Source organism: Acetobacter sp. DmW_043 (assembly GCF_002153485.1).
GTDB lineage: Bacteria > Pseudomonadota > Alphaproteobacteria > Acetobacterales > Acetobacteraceae > Acetobacter > Acetobacter thailandicus.
Genome location: NZ_JOMN01000015.1, coordinates 85,745 through 106,956 on the forward strand (window position 1 = coordinate 85,745; position 21,212 = coordinate 106,956).

At 50.6% G+C, this 21,212-nt stretch carries 23 protein-coding genes; all 23 read right to left on the minus strand.

Annotated features, from left to right (window positions below):
• Positions 1-7: 7 nt before the first annotated feature.
• A complete protein-coding gene (gene rplX, locus HK11_RS05765; RefSeq protein WP_086554389.1) occupies positions 8-328 on the minus strand; it encodes a 50S ribosomal protein L24 in 321 nt (106 codons plus the stop codon).
• Positions 328-696: a 50S ribosomal protein L14 gene (gene rplN, locus HK11_RS05770; protein ID WP_086554390.1), complete on the minus strand. Its 369-nt coding sequence runs from the start codon at positions 694-696 to the stop codon at positions 328-330. Before rplN ends, rplX begins: the two co-directional genes overlap by 1 nt.
• Before the next feature lie 18 nt (positions 697-714).
• Positions 715-987, minus strand: coding sequence for a 30S ribosomal protein S17 (gene rpsQ / locus HK11_RS05775; protein WP_086554391.1), 273 nt, complete (start codon positions 985-987; stop codon positions 715-717).
• A 13-nt stretch (positions 988-1,000) separates the two neighbouring features.
• Complete coding sequence (rpmC, locus tag HK11_RS05780; protein WP_086554506.1) at positions 1,001-1,237, minus strand: 50S ribosomal protein L29; 237 nt, start codon at positions 1,235-1,237, stop codon at positions 1,001-1,003.
• Between the two features lies 1 nt (position 1,238).
• On the minus strand, positions 1,239-1,655 hold the full coding sequence (rplP, locus tag HK11_RS05785) for a 50S ribosomal protein L16 (protein ID WP_086554392.1): 417 nt from the start codon (positions 1,653-1,655) through the stop codon (positions 1,239-1,241).
• A gap of 18 nt (positions 1,656-1,673) precedes the next feature.
• Positions 1,674-2,351 (minus strand): 30S ribosomal protein S3, encoded by a 678-nt coding sequence (gene rpsC / locus HK11_RS05790; protein ID WP_086554393.1) that lies wholly within the window; start codon positions 2,349-2,351, stop codon positions 1,674-1,676.
• A gap of 3 nt (positions 2,352-2,354) precedes the next feature.
• Entirely contained in the window at positions 2,355-2,765 is a 411-nt protein-coding gene (rplV, locus tag HK11_RS05795) for a 50S ribosomal protein L22 (protein ID WP_086554394.1), read from the minus strand.
• A gap of 1 nt (position 2,766) precedes the next feature.
• Positions 2,767-3,045: a 30S ribosomal protein S19 gene (gene rpsS, locus HK11_RS05800; protein WP_025860199.1), complete on the minus strand. Its 279-nt coding sequence runs from the start codon at positions 3,043-3,045 to the stop codon at positions 2,767-2,769.
• Between the two features lie 13 nt (positions 3,046-3,058).
• Positions 3,059-3,889 carry a 50S ribosomal protein L2 gene (gene rplB / locus HK11_RS05805; RefSeq protein ID WP_086554395.1) on the minus strand — a complete coding sequence of 277 codons (831 nt, stop codon included), beginning with the start codon at positions 3,887-3,889 and terminating at the stop codon, positions 3,059-3,061.
• A gap of 16 nt (positions 3,890-3,905) precedes the next feature.
• Positions 3,906-4,241, minus strand: coding sequence for a 50S ribosomal protein L23 (locus HK11_RS05810; protein WP_086554396.1), 336 nt, complete (start codon positions 4,239-4,241; stop codon positions 3,906-3,908).
• Positions 4,238-4,852, minus strand: coding sequence for a 50S ribosomal protein L4 (gene rplD, locus HK11_RS05815; protein WP_086554397.1), 615 nt, complete (start codon positions 4,850-4,852; stop codon positions 4,238-4,240). The genes HK11_RS05810 and rplD overlap by 4 nt, the downstream gene beginning before the upstream one ends.
• Positions 4,853-4,856: 4 nt before the next feature.
• Positions 4,857-5,540, minus strand: a complete 684-nt coding sequence (rplC, locus tag HK11_RS05820; RefSeq protein WP_086554398.1) for a 50S ribosomal protein L3 — start codon at positions 5,538-5,540, stop codon at positions 4,857-4,859.
• Between the two features lie 10 nt (positions 5,541-5,550).
• Positions 5,551-5,859, minus strand: coding sequence for a 30S ribosomal protein S10 (gene rpsJ, locus HK11_RS05825; RefSeq protein ID WP_007282720.1), 309 nt, complete (start codon positions 5,857-5,859; stop codon positions 5,551-5,553).
• A gap of 106 nt (positions 5,860-5,965) precedes the next feature.
• Entirely contained in the window at positions 5,966-7,156 is a 1,191-nt protein-coding gene (gene tuf / locus HK11_RS05830) for an elongation factor Tu (protein ID WP_086554399.1), read from the minus strand.
• Between the two features lie 88 nt (positions 7,157-7,244).
• Complete coding sequence (gene rpsG / locus HK11_RS05835) at positions 7,245-7,721, minus strand: 30S ribosomal protein S7 (RefSeq protein WP_086554400.1); 477 nt, start codon at positions 7,719-7,721, stop codon at positions 7,245-7,247.
• Between the two features lie 14 nt (positions 7,722-7,735).
• Positions 7,736-8,107, minus strand: coding sequence for a 30S ribosomal protein S12 (gene rpsL, locus HK11_RS05840; RefSeq protein ID WP_086554401.1), 372 nt, complete (start codon positions 8,105-8,107; stop codon positions 7,736-7,738).
• Positions 8,108-8,444: 337 nt separating this feature from the next.
• Positions 8,445-12,620 carry a DNA-directed RNA polymerase subunit beta' gene (gene rpoC, locus HK11_RS05845; RefSeq protein ID WP_086554402.1) on the minus strand — a complete coding sequence of 1,392 codons (4,176 nt, stop codon included), beginning with the start codon at positions 12,618-12,620 and terminating at the stop codon, positions 8,445-8,447.
• A 102-nt stretch (positions 12,621-12,722) separates the two neighbouring features.
• Positions 12,723-16,901 (minus strand): DNA-directed RNA polymerase subunit beta, encoded by a 4,179-nt coding sequence (gene rpoB / locus HK11_RS05850; RefSeq protein ID WP_086554403.1) that lies wholly within the window; start codon positions 16,899-16,901, stop codon positions 12,723-12,725.
• Positions 16,902-17,112: 211 nt separating this feature from the next.
• On the minus strand, positions 17,113-17,484 hold the full coding sequence (rplL, locus tag HK11_RS05855; RefSeq protein WP_086554404.1) for a 50S ribosomal protein L7/L12: 372 nt from the start codon (positions 17,482-17,484) through the stop codon (positions 17,113-17,115).
• 104 nt (positions 17,485-17,588) lie between these two features.
• Positions 17,589-18,113: a 50S ribosomal protein L10 gene (gene rplJ / locus HK11_RS05860; RefSeq protein ID WP_086554405.1), complete on the minus strand. Its 525-nt coding sequence runs from the start codon at positions 18,111-18,113 to the stop codon at positions 17,589-17,591.
• A 280-nt stretch (positions 18,114-18,393) separates the two neighbouring features.
• Complete coding sequence (gene rplA, locus HK11_RS05865) at positions 18,394-19,083, minus strand: 50S ribosomal protein L1 (protein WP_244980436.1); 690 nt, start codon at positions 19,081-19,083, stop codon at positions 18,394-18,396.
• A gap of 4 nt (positions 19,084-19,087) precedes the next feature.
• On the minus strand, positions 19,088-19,519 hold the full coding sequence (gene rplK, locus HK11_RS05870; protein WP_086554407.1) for a 50S ribosomal protein L11: 432 nt from the start codon (positions 19,517-19,519) through the stop codon (positions 19,088-19,090).
• Positions 19,520-19,647: 128 nt separating this feature from the next.
• The gene (locus tag HK11_RS05875; RefSeq protein ID WP_233133339.1) at positions 19,648-21,192 is read right to left on the minus strand and encodes an efflux transporter outer membrane subunit; all 1,545 of its coding nucleotides are present in this window, start codon (positions 21,190-21,192) and stop codon (positions 19,648-19,650) included.
• Between the last annotated feature and the right edge of the window lie 20 nt (positions 21,193-21,212).

Genomic DNA, 21,212 nt, shown 5'->3' on the forward strand with positions numbered 1-21,212 from the left:
TACCCCCTCAGCCTTCGATCACTTCGCCAGTTGCCTTAGCAACACGCGCTTTCTGGCCATTTTCCAGAACACGGAAACCAACGCGGGTTGGTTTTTTCGATGCAGGATCAATCAGCTTGAGGTTGGAAAGGTGAATCGGAGCTTCACGAGCAATGATACCGCCTTCTTCACCCATACGTGTTGCACGACGGTGACGCTTTGCAATCGCTACGCCACGAACAACAGCGCGGTTTTCAGCCGGACGAACAGAGAGAACTTCGCCCTGCACGCCTTTTGAAGAACCCGTGATAACAACGACTGTATCGCCTTTTTTAATACGCGCAGCCATTACAGCACCTCCGGTGCCAGAGAGATAATTTTCATGAACTTACGCGCACGCAGTTCACGAACAACCGGGCCAAAAATACGTGTGCCAATCGGTTCCTGCTGTTTGTTAATCAGAACAGCAGCGTTCTTATCAAAACGGATCGCACTGCCGTCGGCGCGGCGAACCGGATATGATGTACGAACGATAACAGCTTGGTGGACGTCGCCCTTTTTTACCTTCCCACGGGGAATGGCTTCCTTAACGGAAACGACGATCACGTCGCCGACCGAGGCAGACTTCCGCTTGGAACCGCCCAGCACCTTAATGCACTGCACCTGACGGGCACCGGAATTATCTGCCACATCAAGGTTGGTCTCGGGATGGATCATTTTCTAGATACCCTTACCTTACACCGACACGCCGACGACAGATGCGTCAACAACTTCGCCGTTACGAGAAACGACAGCCCATGTCTTACGACGGGAGATCGGTGTACACTCGATGATACGGACGGTATCACCGATTTTACAGATATTTTCTTCATCATGCGCCGCATATTTTTTAGAACGACGAATGAATTTCTTATACAGCGGATGCATAACCCGACGATCGACAAGAACCGTTACGGTCTTGTCCATCTTGTCACTGGTTACACGTCCGGTAAGGACGCGCCTTGGCATCGTCCAACTCCCTTCAGGAAATGGCAGCAGATGTTTTTGCACCTGCTGCGGACTTCTCATTCTGCGACACGATCGTTTTGATGCGCGCAATCTCACGACGAACGACACGAATGCGGCTCTGGCCTTCGTTTTGTCCGGTAGCCTGCTGGAAACGCAGATTAAGCTGCTCACGCTTCAGATCAAGAAGAAGCGCATTCAGTTCGTCTGATGTTTTGGCACGCAGGTCAGCTGGCTTTGTTGCCTTTGCCATCTCACGCATCTCCGATTCGGGTCACAAACTTCGTTTTGATCGGCAGCTTCGCTGCACCGAGAGCGAGCGCTTCACGTGCAACTTCTGGCGGTACACCTTCGATTTCGAAGATAATACGACCTGGCTTTACACGGGCAACCCAGTACTCGGGGGATCCTTTACCAGATCCCATACGCACTTCTGCTGGCTTTGTCGAGACCGGAAGGTCAGGAAAAATACGAATCCATACGCGACCGGCACGTTTCATAGCACGAGTAATGGCACGACGTGATGCTTCGATCTGACGTGCAGTAATACGTTCGGGCTGAAGAGCCTTCAGGCCGAATGTTCCAAAATTGAGCGTAGTCCCGCTTTTGGCAAGGCCGTGAATACGACCTTTATGTGCCTTACGGAATTTTGTACGCTTTGGAGAAAGCATTATATTCTATCCTTCGCCTCAGCGCTGAGGGGCCTGTTCGGCCGCCCGGCGATCCAGAGCCATCGGGTCATGCGCAAGGATCTCGCCTTTGAAGATCCAGACCTTCACACCACAGGTACCGTATGTGGTATGAGCTGTTGCTGTCCCGTAATCGATATCAGCACGCAGAGTGTGCAATGGCACGCGGCCTTCACGATACCACTCGATACGTGCAATTTCTGCGCCGCCCAGACGACCGGAGCAGTTAATACGAATACCCTGTGCGCCAAGACGCATAGCTGACTGAACAGCACGCTTCATAGCACGACGGAAAGCAACACGACGTTCCAGCTGCTGAGCAATGTTGTCAGCTACCAGAGTTGCATCGATTTCAGGTTTACGGATCTCAACGATATTCAGCGCTACTTCTGTACCCGCCATGCGGGTCAGCTCTTTGCGCAGAGCGTCAATATCCTGACCTTTTTTACCAATAACAACACCTGGACGTGCTGCGTAAATCGTAACGCGAGGCTTTTTAGCAGGACGTTCGATAACAACACGAGCAACACCAGCACCTGCAAGCTTACGACGAAGGAAAGCACGCAGTTTCAGGTCTTCATGCAGCAGACGAGAATAGTCTGCGTCAGCGTACCAACGGCTATCCCATGTGCGATTAATGCCGAGCCGGAGCCCGATTGGATTGACTTTATGTCCCATACGTCAGGCCGCCTTCTGTTCGCTAGCAGCTGCCTCAGGTTCCGCAGCCCGTTCAGCAACAACAATCTTCAGATGGCTGAAGAATTTTTCCACACGAGCGGAACGACCACGACCACGCGCGTGAAAACGCCGCATAACCGTAGCTTTTCCAACTTCCACAATCTTAACTACCAGCTGATCAACATCAAGCTGATGGTTATTTTCTGCGTTTGCGATTGCGCTTTCCAGAGTCTGTTTCACCTGCTGAGCGATACGACGTTTAGAAAACGTCAGTGTCGCAACAGCCTGTGATGCTGGCTTATTACGAATAAGGGCAGCAACAAGATTCAGTTTACGGGGACTAACCCGGATATTACGCGTAATTGCTTGCGCTTCTGTTTCCGCGAGCATGCGCGGGTGATTAGGCTTGCTCATTTTAGCCCCGCTTTGACTTCTTGTCGGCCCCATGACCATGGAACGTACGGGTTGGTGAGAACTCACCAAACTTATGTCCCACCATGTTTTCCGTTACCTGCACAGGCAGGAACTTCTGACCATTATAAACACCGAACGTCAGCCCAACGAACTGCGGAAGAATTGTTGAACGACGTGACCAGATTTTGATCACTTCGTTACGGCCTGAAGCGCGAGACGCTTCAGCCTTATTCAGCAGATACCCGTCGACGAACGGGCCTTTCCAGACGGAACGTGCCATCTTCTATTGCCCCTTACTTGCCGGTCTTGCGACGACGGATAATCAGACTGTCCGTACGCTTATTGACCCGAGTTTTATAACCTTTGGTAGGTTTGCCCCATGGTGTAACCGGATGACGACCACCAGATGTACGGCCTTCACCACCACCATGCGGGTGATCAACCGGGTTCATCACAACGCCACGGTTATGTGGGCGACGACCCAGCCAGCGTGCACGGCCGGCTTTACCAAGGTGCTGGTTCATGTTGTCAGGGTTAGACACGGCACCAACTGTTGCCATGCATTCACCACGAACAACACGCAGTTCACCAGACTGCAGTTTGATCTGTGCATAACCGGCATCTTTACCAACCAGCTGCGCATAGGTTCCGGCTGAACGAGCCAGCTTGCCACCGGCAGCCTGCTTCAGTTCAATATTGTGTACGATCGTACCAACCGGAATAGATGCCAGCGGCATAGCATTGCCTGGTTTGATATCAACGCGATGACCAGCGATAACATTATCGCCAACCTTCAGACGCTGCGGAGCCAGAATATAATTCAGCTCACCATCTTCGTACTTAATCAGCGCAATAAATGCTGTACGGTTCGGATCATATTCCAGACGCTCAACTACACCCTGAACGTCGAATTTACGACGCTTAAAGTCGATGTAGCGATAAGACTGTTTATGACCACCACCACGAAAACGAGAGGTTGTACGACCGTTATTGTTACGGCCACCCGTTTTGTTTTTACCTTCGGTCAGCTGCTTAACCGGCTTGCCTTTCCAGAGGTCGGCGCGGTCAATCAGAACCGTGCCACGAAGGCTCGGTGTAACGGGATTAAAGTGCTTCAATGCCATCTGTTTCTACCTCACGTCACGTCAGGCTGGTGGTCAGATCGATAGACTGACCTTCTGCGAGCTGAACGAACGCTTTCTTAATATCGGAACGCTGTCCCAGACGACCTTTAAAGCGTTTAGCCTTACCCTTCTGAACAAGAGTGTTCACGTCAACGACTTTAACACCAAAAAGCGTCTCTACAGCCACCTTGATTTCAGGCTTCGTGGCTGTCATTGCAACCTTGAAAACAACCTGATTTTTCTCTGAAAGAGCTGTCGCTTTCTCTGTGATATGCGGCGTACGAATGATGTCGTACAGCGCTTCACGTGAAAGACGCTCAGCCTTCTTACGAATTGCTAGAACGTTGGTCATACCAGACGCTCCTTCAGGCCTTCAAGGCCAGCTTGTGTAATTGCCAGAACTTCATGATTCAGGATATCATAAACGTTGGCACCAATCGTTGGCAGAACATCAATCTTGGGCAGATTGCGGGCTGCACGAACAAAACCTTCATCAACTGCTGCATCAACAATGAGAGCAGATTTCAGACCGAGGTTTTTCAGCTTAACAGCCAGTTCGCTTGTGCGAGTCACGCCAGAAGCAGACTGCAGAACAACAAGCTTACCTTCCTGTGCTTTCTGAGAAAGAACAGAGATCAGACCCAGACGACGTACTTTTTTCGGCAGATCATAGCCATGGTCGCGAACAACCGGACCATGAACAACACCACCGGTGCGGTACTGAGGCGCACGGAGTGAGCCCTGACGTGCACTACCGGTACCTTTCTGACGATAAGGCTTCTTGGTTGTGCCTGAGACTTCGCTCATGCCTTTAACTTTGTGCGTACCAGCGCGGCGTTTTGCCAGCTGCCAGTGCACAACGCGTGCCATGATGTCAGCACGTGGGGCAACAGCAAACAACTCAGCAGGAAGCGTCACAGAACCGGCGCTGCCATTATCGAGAGTTTTGATTTCAATTTCCATGACTTCAGGCCTCCGCCGTCACGAGAGCAGCCGGGTAAGGCGCATCCGCATGGCGGGCTTTTTTGATCGCATCACGAATCAGAACAGTGCCGTTTTTAGCTCCTGGAATAGAGCCGCGCACCATGATCAGATTCTTTTCCGGATCAATTGCTGCAATTTCAAGATTGAGGGTCGTCACGCGTTCATCGCCAAGATGACCAGCCATCTTTTTATTCTTAAAAGTTTTACCAGGATCCTGACGGTTACCGGTAGAACCATGAGAACGATGGGAGATGGAAACACCATGCGTTGCTTCCAGACCAGCAAAGTTCCAGCGCTTCATAGCACCTGCGAAACCTTTACCCTTACTGGTACCAGTGACGTCGACTTTCTGACCAACAACAAAATGAGAAGCAGAAAGTGTTGCGCCAACTTCAAGTGCTGCATCTTCTGCAACACGAAATTCACGTACAACCTTTTTAGGCTCTACTTTTGTGCGGGCAAAATGACCACGATTTGGTTTGGTAACATTTTTTACCTTGGCGTTGCCCATACCAAGCTGAACAGCCGTATAGCCATCCCGTTCCTGAGTACGGACATCAACAACCTGCAGTGCATCCACATGCAGGACTGTAACGGGCACATGAGTGCCGTCTTCCTTGAAAAGTCGGGACATTCCCAACTTTTTTGCAATTAATCCGGTGCGCATCGTCTGGACCTTAAAGTTTGATCTCGACATCCACGCCAGCGGCGAGGTCGAGTTTCATGAGGGCGTCCACGGTCTGCGGAGTTGGCTCAACAATGTCGAGCAGGCGGCGATGAGTTCTGATCTCGAACTGTTCGCGACTTTTCTTATCCACGTGGGGGGAACGGTTAACCGTAAACCGTTCAATATGCGTCGGCAGCGGGATAGGACCCCGAACCCGCGCACCCGTACGCTTCGCCGTGTTTACGATCTCTTTTGTGCTGTTGTCAAGCACCCGATGATCATACGCCTTCAGGCGAATGCGGATGTTCTGGTTGTCCATTTATTTTCTAGTCCAACACCTTACTTGTCCGGAGTAACCCGGGCCGCCAAATAAGACCCCAGCTAAACAATTAGCCGGGGCCCTACAGTCTTTGGCTTTTTCCGAATTACTCGGTGATAGAAGCCACTACACCTGCACCAACGGTACGGCCGCCTTCACGAATAGCGAAACGCAGACCTTCGTCCATAGCAATAGGTGCAATCAGCTCAACGTCCATAGCACAGTTATCGCCTGGCATTACCATTTCTGTACCTTCTGGCAGGTGAACAACACCTGTTACGTCAGTTGTACGGAAATAGAACTGAGGACGATAGTTTGTGAAGAATGGTGTATGACGACCACCCTCTTCTTTCGTCAGGATGTAAGCTTCAGCTTTGAATTTTTTGTGCGGCGTAATTGAGCCTGGCTTTGCCAGAACCTGACCACGCTCAACGTCTTCACGTTTTGTGCCACGCAGAAGCGCACCAATGTTGTCGCCAGCTTCACCGCGATCAAGCAGCTTACGGAACATTTCAACACCGGTAACGGTGGTTTTAACAGTGTCACGCAGACCAACGATTTCTACTTCGTCACCAACGTTAACTGCGCCACGCTCAACACGGCCGGTAACAACTGTACCACGACCAGAAATTGAGAATACGTCTTCGATTGGCATCAGGAACGGACGATCAATCGGACGCTCTGGCTGAGGGATGTATGCGTCAACCGCTTCCATCAGCTCAAGAACGCGATTTTCGCCAACTTCTGCATCACCATCTTCGAGGGTAACCAGAGCAGACCCTTTGATTATGGGGATATCGTCGCCAGGGAACTGGTAAGAAGACAGAAGCTCACGAACTTCCATTTCTACGAGCTCGAGCAGCTCAGGATCATCAACCTGATCAACTTTGTTCAGGAACACAACCAGAGCAGGCACACCAACCTGACGAGCAAGCAGGATGTGCTCACGTGTCTGAGGCATTGGGCCATCAGCAGCAGAAACAACCAGAATTGCGCCGTCCATCTGAGCAGCACCGGTGATCATGTTTTTCACATAGTCAGCGTGTCCGGGGCAGTCAACGTGAGCGTAGTGACGCTTCGCTGTTTCGTATTCAACGTGAGCTGTAGAAATGGTGATTCCACGAGCGCGTTCTTCAGGTGCAGCGTCGATCTGATCATATGCTTTAAACTCAGCACCACCAGCTTTCGCCAGGGTCTTTGTAATAGCAGCTGTCAGAGAGGTTTTGCCATGATCAACGTGACCAATGGTACCAATGTTACAGTGCGGTTTATTCCGCTCAAATTTAGCCTTAGCCATTTTTCCACTCCACACTTCCGGTTAAACCGGAAGCCGTTTCAAAATACACTTCACTGAACTCCACCGGGGAGCCAGCGCACGCAAACAGTTACCAGCGATAATGACTGAAAGCTTTGTTTGCTTCAGCCATACGATGGGTATCTTCACGCTTTTTTACAGCAGATCCACGATTGTTAACCGCATCAAGCAGCTCATTAGACAACCGGTCCTGCATGGTGTTTTCTCCCCGTTTGCGGGAGGCATCAATCACCCAGCGAATGGCCAGCGCCTGACGGCGTTCTGCACGGACTTCCACAGGAACCTGGTACGTCGCACCACCAACGCGGCGTGAACGAACCTCTACTGCAGGCTTAACGTTATCCAGAGCATTGTGGAACAATGCAACCGGATCAGCAGAAGCTCCACTACGACGCACAAGCGCCTCGAGAGCTCCATAGACAATCCCTTCCGCAGTGGATTTCTTGCCATCATACATAAGCGCATTCATGAAACGCGTGATGACAATATCTCCGAACTTCGGATCGGGAAGAATTTCGCGCTTAACAGCGCGGTGACGGCGGCTCATACCTTAACTTTCCCTTACTTCGGACGCTTAGCGCCATAAAGCGAACGACGCTGGCGACGCTTCGCGATACCCTGGGTATCAAGTACACCACGAAGGATATGGTAACGCACACCCGGAAGGTCTTTTACACGACCGCCACGAATTAACACAACGCTATGTTCCTGAAGGTTATGACCTTCACCAGGAATATAGCTCACCACCTCATAGCCATTCGTTAAACGCACCTTAGCAACTTTACGCAGTGCAGAATTAGGCTTCTTTGGTGTCGTTGTATAAACGCGGGTGCAAACACCGCGCTTTTGCGGGCATGCCTGCAGTGCAGGCACTTTGTTGCGCTTGACTGCGGGCTTACGCCCCTTGGCAATGAGCTGGTTGATGGTCGGCATGCGCCTTTCCCGATCCTTACACAATTGAGCCGGAAGGCCTTTTTATCGGCCACCGACTGTCATTTAAAAATCCCATCAGGCAAAACACCCGTATGGGGCTATGTTAACATCCGACCCCGCTTCTTACAGAAGCCAGTCGCATGTTTTACAAGTGAATTCGACATACCCCGCTCTCACAGGCAGAGCGGAGCCGAGGGCTGTTTCGTAACGCCTTGACCAGATGAAGTCAAGACAATACGGCCGATTCCTCTAAGCTTTCTCCCATTTTACTTAACAGACAAAAAAAACCGGGGCGCAAACCCCGGTTTTTATCTTTAACACACGCTGTAAAGGCGAATCATTCAGCTGCTGAAGAACGCCCTACACGCTGACGGTCCTGAGATGCTGCAATCGCACGAAGGCGATTCATAACACTACCTGTACCGGCCGGGATCAGACGACCGACAATGACGTTCTCTTTAAGACCATTCAGACGATCAACTTTGCCAGCTGTCGCTGCTTCCGTGAGCACTCGTGTGGTCTCCTGGAAGGAAGCGGCAGAGATGAACGACTGCGTCTGCAGAGAGGCTTTCGTAATACCCTGAAGAACAGGCATCGCAAGAGCCGGACGCTCACCAGCGTTCAGGCATTTCGTATTTTCAATATCAAACTCAATACGATCTACCGTCTCACCGATAAGATAAGTTGTGTCGCCTGGCTCCAGAATCTCAACTTTCTGAAGCATCTGACGCACGATAACCTCAATATGCTTATCGTTAATCTTCACACCCTGAAGACGATACACATCCTGAATCTCGTTCACCAGATAGTCAGACAGCGCCTCTACACCCATGACTTTAAGAATGTCATGTGGCACACGAGGACCATCAACCAGCGGATCGCCCTTCTCGACAAAGTCACCTTCCTGAACGGAAACGTGCTTGCCTTTGGGGATCAGATATTCTGTCTCTTCGCCTGTCTCGTCGTTTTTAACGATAATACGGCGTTTAGACTTATAATCCTTCCCGAACTCAACGCGACCTTCCATTTCTGCAATGATCGCATGGTCTTTTGGACGGCGAGCCTCGAACAGTTCAGCAACACGTGGCAGACCACCCGTAATATCACGGGTTTTAGACCCTTCACGTGGCAGACGGGCAAGCACGTCACCAGCATGAACTTCTGCACCATTCTCAACTGAAAGCAGTGTTTCAGGTGACAGGAAGTAACGGGCGTCATTACCATTAGCCAGTTTAATCACTTCACCGTTTGGACCTGTCAGCTGCAGACGCGGACGCAGATCAACGCCCTTCCCTGCCTGCTTATAGTCCACCACCACTTTAGATGTCAGACCGGTCACTTCGTCCATACGCTCAACGAGTGTAATGGAGTCAATCAGGTCAAGATATTCAATCTTACCGGCTTTTTCTGTGATGATTGGCAGTGTGTAAGGGTCCCACTCTGCCAGCTTCTGACCACGGGCAACGGCTTCACCTTCTACTGTCAGCAGACGGGCACCGTAAGGCACACGGTAGCGCGCTCTTTCAACGCCTGCATCATCTGTCAGCAGAATTTCACAGTTACGCGCCATAACAATCGGAACGTTCTGAGAGTTATGAACCACGTTACGGTTACGGATCACAACCTTACCATCACGTGATGCTTCAATCATTGACTGCTCAGCACCACGCTGCGCTGCACCACCAATATGGAAGGTACGCATTGTCAGCTGCGTGCCTGGCTCACCAATAGACTGAGCGGCGATAACACCAACGGCTTCACCAATGTTAACCGGTGTGCCGCGTGCAAGGTCACGGCCATAGCAATGACCACAAACACCAACGCGACTGTCACAGGTCAGCACGGAACGGATAAAGACAGATTCAATACCTGCTTTCTCAATCCGCTCTGCCTCAGCTTCTTCAATCAGGCTGTTACGAGGCACAATGACCTCTCCTGATGTCGGATCAGCAATATCAACAGCTGCCGTACGACCAAGAATACGCTCGGACAGAGACGCTACGATCTCACCGCTGTCCATAACCGCACGAACAGTCAGACCACGCTCTGTACCACAATCTTCCTCAATAATGATGCTGTCCTGCGCAACGTCAACCAGACGGCGGGTCAGATATCCTGAGTTAGCTGTTTTAAGCGCTGTATCAGCCAGACCTTTACGGGCACCATGGGTTGATGTGAAGTAATCGAGAACCGACAGGCCTTCTTTAAAGTTAGCAATAATCGGCTGTTCGATAATTTCACCTGATGGTTTCGCCATCAGACCACGCATACCAGCAAGCTGTTTCATCTGTGCCGGTGACCCACGAGCACCGGAGTGGCTCATCATCCACACAGAGTTAATTGGTTTACCAACTTCCTGACGGGAAATTTCTTTGGTCATTGCAGCCTGCACTTCGTCAGTGCAACGTGACCAGGCATCAACTACTTTGTTATAGCGTTCGCCGGCGGTAATCAGACCATCCTGATACTGCTGTTCGAACTCTTTCACTTCAGCAGCTGTACGCTCTACCAGAACTTTCTTCTCTTCAGGGATGATCATGTCATCTTTACCGAAGGAAATACCAGCTTTAGCAGCGTGCCTGAAACCAAGAGCCATCAGACGGTCACAGAATATAACAGCTTCTTTCTGACCACAGTGACGGTAAACCGTATCAATTACGTCAGAAACAGCTTTCTTTGTCAGCTGTTTATTGATGAGAGAGAACGGAATAGCTTCATTTTTGGGCAGAATCTGCGCAATCAGTACGCGACCAGGTGTGGTCACAACAGTCTGATAGACAGTTTTGCCGTCTTTTATCGTCTCAAAGCGGGCTCGGATTTTATCATGCAGCTTCAGAGCACCATCATTGAGCGCATACTCAACTTCACTAATGGAAGAAAATGATGGTGCACCCTTAACCAGAATTTCACCCGTTGTTTCATCATAGGTGTTTTTATCTGGTGTCAGCGCGTATTCCGGCAGCTCAAGGCTGAGATAATACAGACCCAGAACAATATCCTGAGACGGCACGATAATTGGCTTACCGTTTGCCGGACTGAGAATGTTGTTGGTCGACATCATCAGTACGCGTGCTTCAAGCTGAGCTTCGAGGCTCAGTGGCACATGCACAGCCATCTGGTCACCGTCAAAGTCAGCGTTAAACGCTGTACAGACGAGCGGATGAAGCTGGATAGCTTTACCTTCGACCAGGATCGGTTCGAACGCCTGAATACCAAGACGATGCAATGTTGGTGCACGGTTAAGCATAACAGGATGTTCACGGATAACCTCTTCAAGGATATCCCACACTTCCGGACGCTCTTTCTCAACCATACGCTTTGCAGCTTTAATGGTTGTCGCGTGACCATATTTCTCCAGCTTGGAGTAAATAAAGGGCTTAAACAGCTCCAGCGCCATCTTTTTGGGCAGGCCGCACTGATAAAGCTTCAGCTCCGGACCAACCACAATAACTGAACGGCCTGAATAATCGACGCGCTTACCAAGAAGGTTCTGACGGAAACGACCCTGCTTACCCTTCAGCATATCTGAAAGAGATTTCAGCGGACGTTTGTTCGCACCAGTAATGGCACGGCCACGTCGACCGTTATCAAACAGTGCGTCAACGGCTTCCTGAAGCATACGCTTTTCGTTACGCACGATAATATCGGGCGCACGCAGCTCCATAAGGCGTTTCAGACGGTTATTACGGTTGATAACACGACGATACAGGTCATTCAGATCTGATGTTGCGAAACGGCCACCATCAAGTGGTACCAGTGGACGCAGCTCAGGTGAAATAACCGGAACATAGTCAAGCACCATCCACTCAGGACGTGAACCGCTTTCTGCAAAAGCTTCAACCAGTTTCAGACGCTTAACGAGTTTTTTGCGTTTTGCTTCTGAGGAGGTTTCTTTCAGTTCCTGACGCAGGTGTACCTTTTCGGCATCACAGTCAATACGCTCAAGAACCTTCTTAATAACCTCAGCACCGATACCAACCTCAATGCCTTCTTCACTATATTCATCAAGAACATCAAGGTACTGGTCTTCAGTCAGCAGAGAGTACTGCTTCAGTGGTGACGTACCTGGCTCAAGAACAAGATAGTTTTCGAAATAAAGAACTTTTTCAAGATCTTTAAGCGTCATATCGACCATAAGACCGATACGGCTAGGCAGAGATTTTAAAAACCAGATATGTGCAACAGGGCTGGCCAGCTGGATATGCCCCATACGCTCACGGCGTACTTTTGCCAGAGTAACTTCAACACCACATTTTTCGCAGATAATACCGCGAAACTTCATGCGTTTATATTTACCGCAAAGGCACTCATAGTCCTTAATAGGACCAAAAATACGGGCACAAAAAAGGCCATCACGCTCAGGCTTGAACGTACGATAGTTAATCGTCTCGGGCTTCTTAATTTCACCGTAAGACCAGGAGCGGATCTGCTCCGGTGATGCCAGCTGAATTTTAATCTGATCGAAGGTCATCGCCTGGCCGGTCTGACCAAGGATTTTCATGAGTTCATTCATGTGCTGAAGCCCCCAGAGGGAAAGTGAAAGCAGCCGGGGTGTTTGCCCCGGCTACTTCTGCAAAACAAAAACTGAGAATAGCGGCTGTTAAAGCTGGTGCGCTCACTCTGACTCAGCCCCCTGCTCCAGCTCAACATTCAGACCCAGAGATTTGAGCTCTTTGATCAGAACGTTAAAGCTTTCAGGGATACCCGCTTCAAAGTCATCCTGCTCACGCACAATCGCTTCATACACTTTGGTTCGACCGGAGACGTCATCCGATTTCACCGTCAGCATTTCCTGAAGTGTGTAAGCAGCACCATAAGCCTCAAGTGCCCAGACTTCCATCTCACCGAAGCGCTGGCCACCAAACTGAGCTTTACCACCCAGAGGCTGCTGCGTTACCAGAGAGTATGGACCAATAGAACGGGCATGGATCTTATCATCGACAAGGTGATGGAGTTTAAGCATGTAAATATAACCAACTGTGGTTTTACGCTCAAACGGTTCACCTGTACGACCATCAATCAGCTGAGACTGACCTGATTTATCAAGACCTGCTTTTTCAAGCATCGCTTCGATATCAGGGATAGACGCACCGTCAAACACAGGCGTTGCTATTGGAACGCCCTTACGCAGGTTATTCGACAGCTCTATCAGCTCATTATTGTTCATATTGGCAATAGCGTCATCATAGACTTTCTCGCCATAAACATCTTTGAGTGAATCAAGCAGTTCCTGGCGTTTCTCACCTGTGCGCTGGTATTCATCAACCAGATCACCAATGCCGCGGCCAATATTAGCACATGCCCAGCCAAGATGTGTCTCAAGAATCTGCCCCACGTTCATACGTGAAGGCACACCCAGCGGGTTCAGTACGATATCGACCGAAGTACCATCCTCAAGGAACGGCATATCCTCAACCGGAACAACCCGGGAAACCACACCTTTGTTACCATGACGGCCGGCCATTTTGTCACCAGGCTGAAGCTTACGCTTCACAGCAACAAAGACTTTAGCCATTTTCATAACGCCAGGGAGCAGCTCATCACCGCGCTGAAGCTTCTCGACCTTGCTTTCGAAACGTGCCTGAATTTTCTGAATTGATGCATCGAACTCACGACGCAGCACTTCCAGCTCAGCCATAACCGTATCAGAATCAACGACGATGTGACGCCATGCACCACGAGGATGCTCAGCCAGAACCTCAGCTGTAATTTCCGTGCCAGAACGAATGCCTTTATAGCCCGCACCAGCTACCTGACCGACAAGCTTTTCGCTCAGACGGCTGTAGAATGAACGCTCCTGAATACCACGCTCATCATCACGATCTTTAGACAGACGTTCAATTTCTGCGCGCTCGATTGCCATCGCACGCTCGTCTTTATCAACGCCACGGCGAGAGAACACACGCACATCAACAACCGTACCCGTCGTACCTGGCGGCAGACGCAGAGACGTATCACGGACGTCAGAAGCTTTTTCACCAAAGATCGCACGCAGAAGTTTTTCTTCTGGTGTCATCGGGCTTTCACCCTTTGGTGTTACCTTGCCGATCAGAATATCGCCAGGGTTAACCTCAGCACCGACATATACAATGCCTGCCTCGTCAAGATTGCGGAGCGCTTCTTCACCAACGTTAGGAATATCGCGGGTAATCTCTTCCTGACCCAGCTTCGTATCACGAGCCATGACTTCAAATTCCTCGATATGAATCGAGGTGAAAACGTCATCTTTCGCAATACGCTCGGAGATCAGAATTGAATCTTCGAAGTTGTAACCATTCCAGGGCATAAACGCGACCAGAATATTACGACCCAAAGCCAGTTCACCAAGCTCGGTTGACGGACCGTCAGCAATAATATCACCAGCTTTTACCAGATTACCTACGTGCACCAGCGGACGCTGGTTAATGCAGGTTGACTGGTTAGAGCGCGAGTATTTGCGCAGACGGTAAATATCTACACCCTGTGTCGCACCAGAAGAATCTGTTGCACGCACAACGATACGGGCACCATCAATCTGGTCAACGATACCATCACGTTTTGCAACGATCGTGGCACCTGAGTCATGAGCTACAGCAGCTTCCATACCCGTACCAACCAGAGGCGCATCAGAACGCACCAGCGGCACAGCCTGACGCTGCATGTTTGATCCCATCAGTGCACGGTTTGCGTCATCGTTCTCAAGGAACGGGATGAGCGCAGCAGCAACTGAAACCAGCTGTTTTGGTGAAACGTCACAGGCTGTCACGTCAGTTGGCGCCACCAGACGGAAGTCACCACCACGACGAACAGAAACCAGCTCATCAGTCAGTGCACCAGCAGCATCCTGCTTCGCATCAGCCTGTGCAACGACCAGCTTTTCTTCTTCCATAGCGGAAAGATATTTCCAGCCATCCTGAAGAACGCCGTCTTTAACAAGACGATAAGGTGTTTCAATAAAGCCGTACTTGTTCACTTTGGCATAAGTTGCCAGAGAGTTAATCAGACCAATGTTCGGGCCTTCAGGCGTTTCAATCGGGCAGATACGACCGTAATGTGTTGGATGAACGTCACGCACCTCAAAGCCGGCACGCTCACGGGTAAGACCGCCCGGGCCAAGCGCTGAAAGACGACGCTTGTGCGTTACTTCTGACAGCGGGTTGGTCTGATCCATAAACTGGCTGAGCTGCGATGACCCAAAGAACTCACGCACAGCAGCCGCAGCTGGCTTTGCGTTAATAAGGTCATGCGGCATAACAGTGTCAATATCGACTGAGCCCATACGCTCACGGATCGCGCGCTCCATACGAAGCAGGCCGATACGATACTGGTTTTCCATAAGCTCGCCAACAGAGCGAACACGACGGTTACCCAGATTATCAATATCATCAATCTGACCGCGACCGTCTTTAAGGTCGCACATCACTTTAATGGTGCGCAGAATATCTTCTTTACGCAGCACACGCAGATCATCCGGAGCATCCAGATCAAGGCGCATGTTGAGTTTTACACGACCAACAGATGACAGGTCATAGCGATCAGCATCAAAGAAGAGACCACGGAACATAGCCTCAGCGGTTTCAGCCGTCGGCGGCTCACCTGGACGCATAACACGATAAATATCGATCAGCGCTTCATCACGTGAACTGTTTTTGTCAACTGTGAGCGTGTTGCGGATCCACGGACCATTCGCTGCATCAATTGCCAGCACAGGGAATTCGGTAATCCCGGCTTCTTCAAGAGCTGCGAGACGTGCCTCGGTGATTTCTTCACCGGCTTCGCCGTAAATTTCACCGGTTTCGTAATTGACGATATCACTGGCGATAAAACGACCGATCAGATCAATGTCACCAACAAGAACTTCACGTGTTTTTTCAGCAATTTTACGAACAGCACGGGCTGTCAGCTTAGCTTCTGCCTCAGCAACAACCTCACCCGTCTCGGCGTCAACCAGCGGTGCAAGCAGCTTAAGACCACGGAATGATTCCGCATCGAAAGGACGTGCCCAGCCTTTAGGGGTTTTGGTGAATTTCACCGTACCATAGAAGCTTGCCAGGATCTCGTTGTCGTCCATCCCCTTGATATCGAGAATGTCAACATCACCACCTTCAGCCAGCTTAGCTTCACGTGCAGCAACAGAACGATCGCTCTCAAGCGCATAAAGCAGCGTGGTAACAGGCAGCTTACGTTTACGGTCAATACGAACGTAAATCAGATCTTTTGCGTCAAATTCGAAGTCAAGCCATGAACCACGGTAAGGAATAACACGCGCTGCAAACAGATATTTACCTGAAGAGTGCGTTTTACCTTTATCGTGATCAAAGAACACACCTGGTGAACGGTGCATCTGACTGACGATAACACGCTCTGTACCGTTTACGATAAACGTACCGTTATCGGTCATCAGCGGCATGTCACCCATATACACGGGCTGCTCTTTAATATCACGAATAGAACGTGAGCCGGTATCTTCATCAAGATCCCAGACAATAAGACGCAGAATAACTTTCAGGGGCGCTGCATAAGTCAGGCCACGCTGAATGCACTCTTCAACATCATATTTTGGTTCTTCAAATTCGTAATTTACAAACTCAAGACGCCCCCGACCTGCGAAGTCATTGATCGGAAATACCGACCGGAAGACTTCCTGCAAACCAGTCGGTGTGCGCGAATCAGGCGACACATTAGCCTGAAGAAATGCTTCATAGGACGCACGCTGTATGTCGATCAGATTCGGCATCGGAGCGACTTCGGGAATCCGCCCGAAACTCTTGCGAATCCTCTTCCGTCCTGTGAACGATTTAGTAATTGCGTTCATCTTCGCTCCTGCCCGCCGTTGCTCTCGGATCATCAGATCTGCCCCGAAGACAGATCAGAGGGTCCGACCGCCCTTGTGTTACCACAAAAAGAACTACCATACCCAGTCAGACTCAATAAAGATCTGAACAGGCAAACGGGCAGAGGCCAAAGCCCCCACCCGAAAGTCTTTTCCAGTTACTTTACTTTCAGAGAAAGTAAAATACAGGAAATTATTTAATTTCGACGCTTGCGCCGTTGTCTTCAAGAAGTTTCTTGATTTTTTCGGCTTCGTCTTTGTTAGCGCCTTCTTTAATGGTTTTAGGAGCACCTTCAACCAGGTCTTTAGCTTCTTTCAGACCGAGACCCGTGATACCACGGATTTCTTTAATGACGTTAATTTTTTTGTCGCCAGCTTTGGTCAGAATTACGTCGAATTCTGTTTTTTCTTCAGCAGCAGCGGCAGGAGCAGCAGCAGCAGCAGCAACTGCAACCGGAGCAGCAGCAGAAACGCCCCATTTTTCTTCGAGGAGTTTTGACAGTTCAGCAGCTTCGAGAACGGTCAGAGCTGACAGTTCGTCAACAATCTTGTTAAGATCAGCCATAGATTTAGACTCTCTATATAAATACTGGTTTACAAAATGCGACCTCAGCATGAGGGAGGCCACACTTCAGAAAAAAGACATCACACACCAGACGGCGTGTAATTTCAGGCAGCTTCCGCCTCACCCGTTTTGGCATAGGCCCCAAAAACCCGAGCAAGCTGGCCAGCCGGTGCCTGAGTGACACCAGCAATACGTGTAGCAGGCGTGGAGATAAGACCCACGAGCTGTGCACGCAGCACATCCAGAGATGGCAGCTCAGCAAGAGCCTTGATTCCATCGGCCCCAAGGACCTGAGAACCAAGTGATCCACCAAGCACCACAAGCTTGTCATTGGTTTTGGCGAACTCAACGATCACCTTCGCTACAGCGACCGGATCTTCTGACCACGCAAGCGCGGTAGGACCCTTCAGCAGCGAGCTGATTCCGTCGAATTGGGTACCAGCCAGGGCGAGTTTTGTCAGCCGGTTCTTCGTGACTTTGTACGAAGCACCCACTTCACGCACCTTGCGTCGCAGATCAGTCACATCAGCTACGGTCAGACCTTTATTTTCGGTGACCACAACCATTGACGTTTCGGCAAACACGGTGGCGAGGGAAGCAACGAAGTCCCGCTTTTCCGTACGGTTCAAATCCCGTCTCCGTCTTGTTCCGCCTGACACATGTTCAGTCAGAACGGGTTGCCCATAGAGCTTTACGACCACCGCAAAGCTCTGCTCGCCTGCCCTCTAAACGGAATCCCGGAGCTACCGTAAAAAACGATAGACAACCAGCATCCCCGTCTTACCACCTGCAGGCCTCAGGGCCTATTAAGGTCTAACCACATGCGGTCTCGGACAGGTCAGGAAGCTGAATATACCAGCTTCCCTGAGATGTCACGCCAGATATACCGACGCAACGTCATTCTTTTACTCAGCCAGCGAAAGCTGAAACATCAAGGCTGACACCAGGACCCATTGTAGAAGACAGACCTGCCTTCTTAAGGTATGTGCCTTTAGCGCCTGACGGACGTGCTTTCTGAACAGCATCAACAAATGCACGAACGTTTTCAGCAAGCTTCGCTGCATCAAAAGATGCTTTACCAACGCCAGCATGAACAATACCAGCTTTCTCAGCACGGTATTCAACCTGACCAGCTTTAACAGCTTCGATAGCACCTTTAACGTCCATGGTAACCGTACCAAGTTTTGGGTTTGGCATCAGACCACGTGGACCGAGGATTTTACCAAGACGGCCAACCAGAGCCATCATGTCAGGCGTTGCAATGCAGCGGTCGAAAGCAATTTCACCAGCCTGCACTTTTTCCATCAGGTCTTCTGCACCGACAACGTCAGCACCGGCAGCCTGAGCTTCTTCTGCTTTTGCACCACGGGCAAAAACACCAACGCGCAGCGTTTTACCTGTACCATTTGGCAGAGAAACAAAACCACGGACCATCTGATCAGCATGACGCGGATCAATCCCCAGATTCAGGGAGATCTCAATTGTTTCGTCAAACTTAGCTGTTGCATTGCCTTTTACGAGAGCAATAGCTTCATCCAGACCATAAGCCTGATCGCCGTTTACTTTTGCCTGAGCAGCTTTGAGACGCTTATTAGCCATAATCTCAGCCCTCCACCGTCAGACCAATGGAACGAGCAGAACCAGCAAGCATGCTTACTGCACCGTCGATGTCATTAGCGTTCATGTCTTTAAACTTCTGCTCCGCAATTTCACGAAGCTGCGCCATCGTCACTTTACCAACATTGGCTGATCTACCAACAGTCTGACTACCTTTTGAAACCTTTGCAGCTTTCAGCAGGAAGTATGTATTTGGCGGTGTTTTTGTAATAAAGCTGAACGTACGGTCTGCATAGGCTGTAATAACAACCGGGATCGGCATACCTGGCTCAAGACCCTGTGTCTTGGCGTTGAACTCTTTACAGAACTGCATGATGTTCAGACCGCGCTGACCGAGCGCTGGACCTACTGGCGGTGAAGGATTAGCCTTACCAGCAGGAATCTGAAGCTTGATGTAGCCAACAACTTTTTTGGCCATATCCGGGACTCCTTATCGTTGAACCCGAACCGTGGTCATCGGCTCAGCGCATACCGCGCACGAGCCTCCCACGTTCCGTTGAGAGTGCCGCCCTTAGCGGCTTTTTGAAAACAGGTCAAGCAAATCTGCTATTTTTTTTCACCAGTAAGATCAGCAGAGCGTGCATCTGTCTGCGTGCCAATACCGCCGACGGGCGTTGCGTGATGAAGCTTTTCATACTGCAAAACGCCAAATGGCATCAGCTCATGAGAGCCAGGCAGTTCGCTCCGTGACCAGCCCCCGCCCAGCGCACGAATTAACTCTACACGCGCATCAAAGGCCCGGGTCTGAACCTGCACAAGTTTAATACGCGCCTCAAGTGCTGCAATCTGCGCGACCACTGCATCCAGATAGTTTGTAAGGCCACCTGTATAAAGCGCCATTGTCATCGTCTGCGTGCGCAACGCGGCATTAACCGCGCCACTCTGCTGCTGCTGCTGCACCTTCAGGCGCGTTGTCCTGGAAAGATTATCCTGCACTTCCTGAAAAGCGCTCAGCACAACGCTTCTGTACAGATCTTCCTGCTGGCGATACTGCGACCAGCTACGCTGCAGCTCAGCCCGCCGCGCCCCGCCGGTAAACAAAGGTAGCAATGCCTGCACAGCATACTGGTACATAGAGTTAGACAGAGACGCGAGATCAAACCCGTTATCCATAAATCCGGTCATCGCGTTAAATGACACATCAGGATAAAATGCAGCCCTTGAAATACCAATCGCCCTGTTCGCCTGGGCCATACCCCGCTCAGCTGAGGCAACATCGGGACGACGCTCCAGCAGTGTTGCCGGCAAGGCAACGGGTGGTTCAACATCAGCAAAAGCAAACTTATTCACCGGCGCAATATGAAACGTTGCCGGAGCCTTATTCACAAGTACGGCTATAGCATGCTCAACAATCTCACGCTGAGTGAGAATGTCTGTCTCCTGCGCCTGGGTCGTGAAAAGCTGTGTCTCAGCACGTGACACATCCATACCAGGAGCGATAGAACCAACAAGACGCAGCTTAGTAATCTGCACCGCTGTTTTATAGTAACCTATCGAATCCCTGTACACCGCATCCTGCACATCAAGCCCGCGCAACAGAACATAATCACTGGCCAGTTCAGCCTGAAGGCTGAGACGTGCCAGCGCATAATCTGCGGCTATAGCCTGCGCGCGCTGCTTGGCAACCCGGGTTCTGTTACGGATAGCCGACCAGAAATCAGGCTCCCATGTCGCCACAGCTGAATATTGCTCAGACGACATATAGGTAGGACCGGTGGCAGTTCCACCACGCCAGAGCCTGTGATGAGAGCTTTTGTTTTTCTGTGCACTCGCACTGCCATTGAGCTGCGGGTACAAATGCGATTTAGCCTCAGCAACAGCGTCACGCGCCTGCAAAAAAGCCTCAGCCTGCGCCTGCAGATCAGGGTTAAGGCGCATAGCCTGAGCCTCAAGTTCATCCAGCTGCGGATCACCAAACATGACCCACCAGTCAGAACGAAGAGCTGCGTCAGACGGGCGGGCATCCGTTAAAAACTTCGCATCCCCCCAGCCTGCCGGCAGCTTCAGAGGTTCAGGCTTATAACGGGGAGCAAGGTCACAGCCAGACAAAGCCGTTGTCAGTGACAGAGCAGCAAGCCCCCACCGCATCATTTTATATGACCTTCCGCCCC

What these genes read in the sequence shown, in the direction of transcription:
- rplX (WP_086554389.1), bottom strand. Translation starts at nt 328, where the DNA reads ATGGCTGCGCGTATTAAAAAAGGCGATACAGTCGTTGTTATCACGGGT.
- rplN (WP_086554390.1), bottom strand. Translation starts at nt 696, where the DNA reads ATGATCCATCCCGAGACCAACCTTGATGTGGCAGATAATTCCGGTGCC.
- rpsQ (WP_086554391.1), bottom strand. Translation starts at nt 987, where the DNA reads ATGCCAAGGCGCGTCCTTACCGGACGTGTAACCAGTGACAAGATGGAC.
- rpmC (WP_086554506.1), bottom strand. Translation starts at nt 1,237, where the DNA reads ATGGCAAAGGCAACAAAGCCAGCTGACCTGCGTGCCAAAACATCAGAC.
- rplP (WP_086554392.1), bottom strand. Translation starts at nt 1,655, where the DNA reads ATGCTTTCTCCAAAGCGTACAAAATTCCGTAAGGCACATAAAGGTCGT.
- rpsC (WP_086554393.1), bottom strand. Translation starts at nt 2,351, where the DNA reads ATGGGACATAAAGTCAATCCAATCGGGCTCCGGCTCGGCATTAATCGC.
- rplV (WP_086554394.1), bottom strand. Translation starts at nt 2,765, where the DNA reads ATGAGCAAGCCTAATCACCCGCGCATGCTCGCGGAAACAGAAGCGCAA.
- rpsS (WP_025860199.1), bottom strand. Translation starts at nt 3,045, where the DNA reads ATGGCACGTTCCGTCTGGAAAGGCCCGTTCGTCGACGGGTATCTGCTG.
- rplB (WP_086554395.1), bottom strand. Translation starts at nt 3,889, where the DNA reads ATGGCATTGAAGCACTTTAATCCCGTTACACCGAGCCTTCGTGGCACG.
- HK11_RS05810 (WP_086554396.1), bottom strand. Translation starts at nt 4,241, where the DNA reads ATGACCAACGTTCTAGCAATTCGTAAGAAGGCTGAGCGTCTTTCACGT.
- rplD (WP_086554397.1), bottom strand. Translation starts at nt 4,852, where the DNA reads ATGGAAATTGAAATCAAAACTCTCGATAATGGCAGCGCCGGTTCTGTG.
- rplC (WP_086554398.1), bottom strand. Translation starts at nt 5,540, where the DNA reads ATGCGCACCGGATTAATTGCAAAAAAGTTGGGAATGTCCCGACTTTTC.
- rpsJ (WP_007282720.1), bottom strand. Translation starts at nt 5,859, where the DNA reads ATGGACAACCAGAACATCCGCATTCGCCTGAAGGCGTATGATCATCGG.
- tuf (WP_086554399.1), bottom strand. Translation starts at nt 7,156, where the DNA reads ATGGCTAAGGCTAAATTTGAGCGGAATAAACCGCACTGTAACATTGGT.
- rpsG (WP_086554400.1), bottom strand. Translation starts at nt 7,721, where the DNA reads ATGAGCCGCCGTCACCGCGCTGTTAAGCGCGAAATTCTTCCCGATCCG.
- rpsL (WP_086554401.1), bottom strand. Translation starts at nt 8,107, where the DNA reads ATGCCGACCATCAACCAGCTCATTGCCAAGGGGCGTAAGCCCGCAGTC.
- rpoC (WP_086554402.1), bottom strand. Translation starts at nt 12,620, where the DNA reads ATGAATGAACTCATGAAAATCCTTGGTCAGACCGGCCAGGCGATGACC.
- rpoB (WP_086554403.1), bottom strand. Translation starts at nt 16,901, where the DNA reads ATGAACGCAATTACTAAATCGTTCACAGGACGGAAGAGGATTCGCAAG.
- rplL (WP_086554404.1), bottom strand. Translation starts at nt 17,484, where the DNA reads ATGGCTGATCTTAACAAGATTGTTGACGAACTGTCAGCTCTGACCGTT.
- rplA (WP_244980436.1), bottom strand. Translation starts at nt 19,083, where the DNA reads ATGGCTAATAAGCGTCTCAAAGCTGCTCAGGCAAAAGTAAACGGCGAT.
- rplK (WP_086554407.1), bottom strand. Translation starts at nt 19,519, where the DNA reads ATGGCCAAAAAAGTTGTTGGCTACATCAAGCTTCAGATTCCTGCTGGT.
- HK11_RS05875 (WP_233133339.1), bottom strand. Translation starts at nt 21,192, where the DNA reads ATGATGCGGTGGGGGCTTGCTGCTCTGTCACTGACAACGGCTTTGTCT.